At 64.5% G+C, this 5,917-nt stretch carries 7 protein-coding genes and 1 tRNA gene; 5 read left to right on the top strand and 3 right to left on the bottom strand.

Annotated elements, in window-relative coordinates; translation table 11 throughout:
* Positions 1 to 118: 118 nt before the first annotated feature.
* The 3 genes from ABTZ43_RS16810 (at position 119) to ABTZ43_RS16800 (ending at position 3,009) form a co-directional block, all read left to right on the top strand.
* Positions 119 to 191: transfer RNA gene (locus ABTZ43_RS16810), tRNA-Phe, on the top strand.
* A gap of 982 nt (positions 192 to 1,173) precedes the next feature.
* Positions 1,174 to 2,349, top strand: a complete 1,176-nt coding sequence (locus ABTZ43_RS16805) for an ATP-binding protein (RefSeq protein WP_350539599.1) — start codon at positions 1,174 to 1,176, stop codon at positions 2,347 to 2,349.
* 219 nt (positions 2,350 to 2,568) lie between these two features.
* Positions 2,569 to 3,009 carry a carboxylesterase family protein gene (locus ABTZ43_RS16800; protein ID WP_350539598.1) on the top strand — a complete coding sequence of 147 codons (441 nt, stop codon included), beginning with the start codon at positions 2,569 to 2,571 and terminating at the stop codon, positions 3,007 to 3,009.
* Positions 3,010 to 3,042: 33 nt separating this feature from the next.
* On the opposite strand, the gene ABTZ43_RS16795 is transcribed toward ABTZ43_RS16800, so the two are convergent.
* Complete coding sequence (locus tag ABTZ43_RS16795; RefSeq protein ID WP_350539597.1) at positions 3,043 to 3,957, bottom strand: SDR family NAD(P)-dependent oxidoreductase; 915 nt, start codon at positions 3,955 to 3,957, stop codon at positions 3,043 to 3,045.
* A 92-nt stretch (positions 3,958 to 4,049) separates the two neighbouring features.
* Between ABTZ43_RS16795 and ABTZ43_RS16790 the strand changes: the two genes are divergently transcribed.
* Together ABTZ43_RS16790 and ABTZ43_RS16785 are read left to right on the top strand one after the other, a co-directional pair.
* A complete protein-coding gene (locus ABTZ43_RS16790) occupies positions 4,050 to 4,535 on the top strand; it encodes a MarR family winged helix-turn-helix transcriptional regulator (protein WP_350539596.1) in 486 nt (161 codons plus the stop codon).
* 81 nt (positions 4,536 to 4,616) lie between these two features.
* Positions 4,617 to 4,745, top strand: a complete 129-nt coding sequence (locus tag ABTZ43_RS16785) for a winged helix-turn-helix domain-containing protein (protein ID WP_502885429.1) — start codon at positions 4,617 to 4,619, stop codon at positions 4,743 to 4,745.
* Positions 4,746 to 4,765: 20 nt separating this feature from the next.
* On the opposite strand, the gene ABTZ43_RS16780 is transcribed toward ABTZ43_RS16785, so the two are convergent.
* Positions 4,766 to 5,560: an alpha/beta fold hydrolase gene (locus ABTZ43_RS16780; protein WP_350539595.1), complete on the bottom strand. Its 795-nt coding sequence runs from the start codon at positions 5,558 to 5,560 to the stop codon at positions 4,766 to 4,768.
* Between the two features lie 114 nt (positions 5,561 to 5,674).
* Positions 5,675 to 5,917: hypothetical protein (locus ABTZ43_RS16775; protein ID WP_350539594.1), on the bottom strand; the 243-nt coding region annotated here is incomplete at its 5' end.

Here is a 5,917-nt window from a genome sequence, read left to right as displayed (position 1 = left end):
TGCCGCCCTGTCACGGCGGAGGTCGCGGGTTCAAGTCCCGTCAGGGTCGCTCTAAGCGATGGGCTCTTTTCTTCGAGAAGGGCCTTTCGTCTAGGTGCGGCAGGTTCGCCGGTCGCACGGCTCTGTAGCTCAGTTGGTAGAGCGCACGACTGAAAATCGTGAGGTCACGGGATCGACGCCCGTCGGAGCCACAGGGTGATCATTACAGTCACCTTAGGAACCCTCGCCTAGCTTCTACATGGCGGGGGTTTCCGCTTTTCCCCTGAGATGCCGTCTCCGGCACTGCTCCCCTGGTCTGTTCCGGCCCCGCCGTTGAGCGAGGAGAACTCCCGGACGTTGAGCGAGCGCAGCGAGACGAAACGCCCTCGGCAGGGACCGCGGGCCGGTTTTCCGCCTCAGGCCTACGAGAAAACCCCCAGACTGGCGCTGTCGTACCGCCGCCCGCCAATTGGGGAGCTATGGGCATATATAGCGTTTCTCATTACACCCCTGTAACGCGTGGCCTCCGACAGCGGCCGCTACTCTTCAACCACAGAAGGCTGTCGTCGCAGATCAAACCCCAAGACGCGTTTGCTCCTTATCAACTGCCCCCGACACCCGGCCGAAGGATCAGGAACTCATCCGAGCGCCCACCGAGCCGAAGACTCGGGTAACGGCGACACCGCATGGCGGGACCGTTACTTGCACCGGCTCATCGTTCGTCGCCACGAGGGTTTCTTGCGGGCTCTGTCGCAATCGCACCGAGGATGCCTTTCACCGATGTCGCTCACATACGGTTGCGCTTAGAGCCCTTCGCAGTCCACGGCGCCGAACGGCAGGCTATTCGTCGCAGGATGTTCGATCAGCTCGGCCCTGCCTCCGATATTGTCCGAAACTCATTCCGTCCTTTGCGTTCTCGGGATCGGCATCGGCATCGGCATCAATGGCGCAAACCTGACACAGCGGCTTTCCACCGTTCGTTTCCAGCTCCCACCCCTGGCGCTGGCCATCATCCGATCATTTTGCGAACGCTCCGAGCTGCCCTCGATGCGGGCCCGCGTGGGTGTGACGCTCGATCGACTGGTGCCACAGCAGTGACGCCGCGTGCTTTCCTTGCTGGCACGGGTCACCTTCGGACGGTACCCTCAGTCCATGCTAGGAGTCGCACACCACAAGGTTAGAAATCTGAGCAACATGGGCGCAGTCGACGACCTCATCGCGGCTTCGAAGTCGTGGGCGGATGCTGACACAGTAATCCTGGACTTCAAGCAGCTACACACAACGTGGCCAGACACAACCGTGAGCTTCGCTGCGGCTCTCGACTATCTGCGAACGCATCGAAGCCTGAAGTTTGTGCCGGATCACCTTCACAGCAACCAGTCGAAGACATGGCTGCATGCTCCTCGCTCCATCTCTGCACTTTCGAAAGACGAGCATCCTACAAACATCGTGTGGCGGTATGACAGCGAGCACGATGCACAGTTACTGGCGGACGCCTTTATGAAGAGCCTCACCGACCTGGTTATCTGCGAGGCAGGGGTGATCGACACCCTCAACTGGTGCATCTATGAAGTACTCGACAACGTCTTCCAACACAGCCATGCCGATCGAGGCTTCGTGATGATGCAGGTTCATACCGGAAACAGAACTTGTGTCCTCGGAGTTACTGATACCGGGCGCGGCATACACCGCGCGATGGTCGAAGCCGCTCAGGGCAGTTCGGTTGATCCCGCGCGCGTACGAACCGCTGACAGTGCGATCGCCCATGCGCTCGAACAGGGTGTAACCAGCAAAGGGAAGAACAACCAGGGGAACGGGCTCCATGGACTCAGGAGAGCTGTAGCAATCAACGGTGGACAGCTCTCAGTGCGATCCGGACGCGGGTCGTGGCGATACCAGGACGCGACCATCACAACCGCAGTCGACTTGAGTAGACCGCTGCTGGACGCCAATTCCTGCCATTCCACCACAGTGGACTGGCGACTCAAGTGCGCCAACGCGGTAAGCATCAACGAGGCTCTCGGGCGGCCCGAAGCATCAAGCGCCATCCTGGAGACAATTGCCACAGCGGATGACTACTACCGTCTCGACGCGTCTGAGCTTGAGGCGCTCGTGGGGTCTCGTCAACACGGTTCTGAAGTTCGCACTCGCATTCGCAACTACGTTGCTGCGGGAGCCAGTCAAATCGTTCTCGACCTCCGCGGAATCCCGTTGGTCTCGTCCAGCTTCGCCGATGAGGTGATGGGAAAACTCGCTCTCGAGATGGGCGAGCTGCAGTTCCGGCGCACGATTTTCGTCGAAGGCGCGTCACCGGTCAATCGCGGACTTATCGAGCGAGCAATCGAGTTGCGCCTCTTGTCTGGCGCCTGATTTGGCGACGGTCGTTGCGCCTGGTTCAGCGTGGACAATTCAGTTTGAACCACGATCAACAAAGTGGCGAACACCCGTGTCAGAGTCCGTGAATCTACCCCTCAACCGGCGACCACAAGTACTCATCAGCCCACCGCATCCAACTGAAAGTCGTGAGCTTCGGGTTCGACGCTGTCGGAGCCATGAGGTGATCGTCAAAACTAGCAGAGACTCCGTGACATGAAGAGGGGTTCCTTTGCCCGCGACTCTCGAACGTCAAGGCTGAACGACGCGCACCCATGCCCGATCGACACCATTGGCAACCGTGAGGTTCACCTGCACCACACCGGCGTACGGCAGCCGGTACGAGAAGTCGCCAGCCGGCGGATCGTCGCAGCGGAATCCCCCTTCGGCGAGCACCCGTCATCCCCGACACTCCTCGAAGCGGGTGACGACGCACTGTACGAGGCCGAGGACTACGCGCTGCGCGACCAGATGACGAGCTCTCGGCTGAACTTCGTGAAGACCGGCGACCCGAACGGTGGCATGCTCCACTCCTGGCCGCCGTTCGCCGACGCCCCCGACCAGGTGATGGAGTTCGACCGCGGCAGTCGGATCGCCCCGCGCCCGCAGCCGGAGCAGGTCGACTTCTGGATGCGATACACCGGACCCGTCGCGTAGTCGTCGCGCGCCGGATCTTCGCGCACGGGCACCTCAGCCCCGCGGGAGGACGGAGGCACCGAGGATGCCCTCGATCTCCGTCCACAGTGCGGCACCGATCGTCTCGTCGGAGCTGCTGGGCACCGGCGCGGAGAGATGCGGTGTGCCCGTCGCACCATGTCGGGGGCCGATGTAAGGACGCACGCCCGGCGTCGTCATCGCCACGGCGGCGATGGCCGACTGCGCGGCAGACTCCTTGCCCTGAACGACCCGCGAGAAGAGCGGCGCGATGACAGGCGCCATAAGACGCACGGCCGGCGGCCGCTGATGCAGCGGCGGCCGGTCGGGGGTGAGAGCATCGATCGCCCCGCCCGGATGCGAGACGACGGACCGGATGCGCGAGCCCGACGCTATGAGGCGCCGGTCGAGCTCGAACCCCAAGATCTCGGCGGCGTGCTTCGACATCGCGTACGCGACACGAGGGCGGTACGAGGTCTGCGCACGCCAGTTGTCGAGGTCGAAGGGGATCGCTTTCGTGAGCATGCTGCCGGTACTGATGACACGCGCGGAGGGTGCCCGCTCGAGAGCGGGCAGCGCGAGGCGCAGGAGCTCCATGTGCGCCACGACATTCACATCGACGGTGGATTCGGCCCCGAAGGCGCCGGTCATGAACGTCGGCGACGCGGCGATGACTCCGGCGTTCATCACCAGCCCGTCGAGCGTGCTCTCTTCGCCGATGAGGGCTCCGGCCGATCGGACCGATTCCCGGTTCGACAGATCGAGTTCGAGGCGGCGGTGTCGAGCAGGTTCGGGCAGCAGATCGATGGCGGCCTCCGCCCTGGTCGTGGAGCGCGCGGCGACGATGAGGCGTGCGCCCCGGCGAGCGAGCCCTTCCGCGATGAAATAGCCGATGCCTCCGCTGGCACCGGTGACGAGGATCGTGCGTCCGTCGAGTCGCGACAGGTTCATGCGCAGCTGCTCTTCCCATCGTTTTGATTCAATGCTTGAAGCATTTCTTCCGATAGTACAGTCCTTGAAGCGAAGATCGATACGCTGAGCGCATGGCCTCTTCGCGAGAACAGCAGCTGTCGGAGGCGCTCTTCGCCGTCTACGATGTCGTCGCACGCACCGACGAGGCTCTTGCGCCCGCACTGCGCGAGTATGGGATCACCGCGACGACCGCGCATGTGCTCTGGGCGATCGACCCCGACGAACCGGCTCCGTCCATGCGCACGGTCGCCCGACTGACGCACTGTACTCCCCAGAACGTGACGTTCATGTGTCATCAGCTCGAGGCCAGGGGGCTGGTCGAACGACGGACATCGCCGTCCGACAAGCGTCAGCGCGTGATCGAGCTCACGGCACGCGGTCGCACGGCACGCGAATCGATCGTGGCGCTCGTCTCGACCGACTCACCTCTCGCCGACACACCGAGCAGAGACCTCGACGCCATCACCGGGCTGCTGACCGCACAGCCTCGCCCGACACCGCAGGGCACGACTCGCACCGACGCACAGGTTCCGCCGCGCGAGCGTCGGCCGCGCTAGGCCTGCGCAGGCAGCGCCAACTCGAACCGACTTTGAACAGCACGTCCTCCACGCTCCTCGTCACGACACGGACCGTCACCGCTGCGGCATCGAGGCCGCACGATCGACACCCACGTGAAGAATCTCCGTGCCAAGATCGAGGACGACCCGCAGAACCCCGCTCGTCTGGTCACCGTCTACGGGGTCGGATACACCCTGCGCTCAGTCTGAGAGCGGGCTCGTCGGCGGGGTCAGCGAGCGAGGCGAGAGCGTATCGCGTCGACGAATGCCGACGGCGCTTCGAGCGGCACGAAGTGCCCGCTCCCGTCGACGGGTCGGAGGGCGATGTCGGTGAAGTGGTCGCTCAACCGGTCGGCCCACTCGATCGGGAACAGCGGGTCCTCCGTCGGCCAGAGCATGAGCGTGGGTGTCTCGATCGGCGGAGGATCGCCTGCATACCCACGGTTGGCGAGGTACCACTGAATGCTCGCAGCGAACGCTCCCGGTCGCGAGTAGGCCTCGATGAGGTGCTCGCGGTGCGGGTGGGCCGTCGGCGCAGCGGGGCCGCTCCAGGCGCTCCAGAGATGGTCGAGATACCGAGCCACCGCGTCGGGGTTGCCGTCGATCAGCTCGACGGCGATCGGCTCGCGATGGAAGTGCTGGTACCAGAACACCGGCGCGAGGGCCGGCGCCGCAGCTCGGTCTCCGATACCCGGATACCCCGGAGTGAGCACGGCACCGTCGAAACGCGACGGGTCGAGGCGGAGGGCCGCCTGAGCGATGCGGCTGCCGATGTCGTATCCGGCGATGACGGTGCGACCACCCGCACCGTCATCCTCGAGCACCTCGAGAAGACGACGCGCGTGCGCGTCGGCCGTGGCCTCCGCCAGCGGGAGGTCGCCGTCGAATGCCGCTCCGAATCCGCGGAGATCGGGCACGATCACCGTCGCGGGCTGAAGCGCATCCCGAACCGCCTGGTAGTCGGACGGAAGCCCGGGCCACCCGTGGACGAGGATCACCCGATCCCCGGCATGCAGACCGTCCACCTGCTCTCCTTCCCCGTCCCCCCCGCCGGGGCAGTCTATGGCGTCACGTACTCGCGGAGATCGGCGGGGAGGGGCTGCGACCACCCTGCGCAGGAGCCTCGGCGAGTCCGCGGATCAGCGCTGGACGACGCGCACCCATGCCCGCTCGACGTCATCGGCGTACGTGAGGTTCACCTGCACCACACCCGCGTACGGCAGCCGGTACGAGAAGTCGCCGGCCGGCGGATCGTCGCAGCGGAATCCCCCTTCGGCGAGCACCCGCTTCTCGGCATCGGCGGTCACCACTTCGAACTCGACGCGGTCTCCCTCGCACTGCCCCTCGACCGTGAACTGTCGATCCGCGACGAGCACAGCGGG

It is taken from the genome of Microbacterium sp. NPDC097977 (assembly GCF_040302605.1).
GTDB lineage: Bacteria > Actinomycetota > Actinomycetes > Actinomycetales > Microbacteriaceae > Microbacterium.
Note: the sequence above shows the minus strand (reverse complement) of the source record. Positions and strands in the feature narration are given on the sequence as shown.

Bases quoted from the DNA above. Each gene is read 5' to 3' on its own strand.
- ABTZ43_RS16805 (WP_350539599.1), top strand. From the start codon at position 1,174: ATGGGCGCAGTCGACGACCTCATCGCGGCTTCGAAGTCGTGGGCGGAT.
- ABTZ43_RS16795 (WP_350539597.1), bottom strand. From the start codon at position 3,957: ATGAACCTGTCGCGACTCGACGGACGCACGATCCTCGTCACCGGTGCC.
- ABTZ43_RS16800 (WP_350539598.1), top strand. From the start codon at position 2,569: ATGAAGAGGGGTTCCTTTGCCCGCGACTCTCGAACGTCAAGGCTGAAC.
- ABTZ43_RS16790 (WP_350539596.1), top strand. From the start codon at position 4,050: ATGGCCTCTTCGCGAGAACAGCAGCTGTCGGAGGCGCTCTTCGCCGTC.